This window comes from Bacillus sp. SIMBA_026, from assembly GCF_046535335.1.
GTDB classification, from domain to species: domain Bacteria; phylum Bacillota; class Bacilli; order Bacillales; family Bacillaceae; genus Bacillus; species Bacillus velezensis.
On the sequence record NZ_JAWRWX010000092.1, the window covers coordinates 1 to 294 of the forward strand.

Consider the following 294-nt stretch of genomic DNA (forward strand, 5'->3'; position numbering starts at 1 on the left):
GCGATTTTATCGCTGTTCCAGTAGCCGTAAGCCGTGGTCGCCACACCCAGCAAGGCCATGATCCACAGCGGCGCGGCACTCCGCGTTCCGGCCCCGATGATGGCGCCCAGTCCCAGCAACACCGCCCATAGCACGCCAAAGAGTGCGGCGGTCTTGAGGCCGTTGTTGTGGTTTCGCACCGTGGTCATCGTCCCTTTCATCAGTTCGCATGTGGATTGGTTGTCAGGTGGATTAGCTAATGACCTTAACGACGACGGCGGCCGTACTGTTCCTACGGCGTCGGGTGTTTGGCAT

Annotated in this window: 1 protein-coding gene; it reads right to left on the bottom strand. The window is 59.9% G+C overall.

Annotated features, from left to right (window positions below):
• Nucleotides 1-200, bottom strand: a 200-nt coding sequence (locus SB847_RS20810) for a hypothetical protein (RefSeq protein ID WP_410578485.1), incomplete at its 3' end; no start/stop codon positions are given.
• Between the last annotated feature and the right edge of the window lie 94 nt (nucleotides 201-294).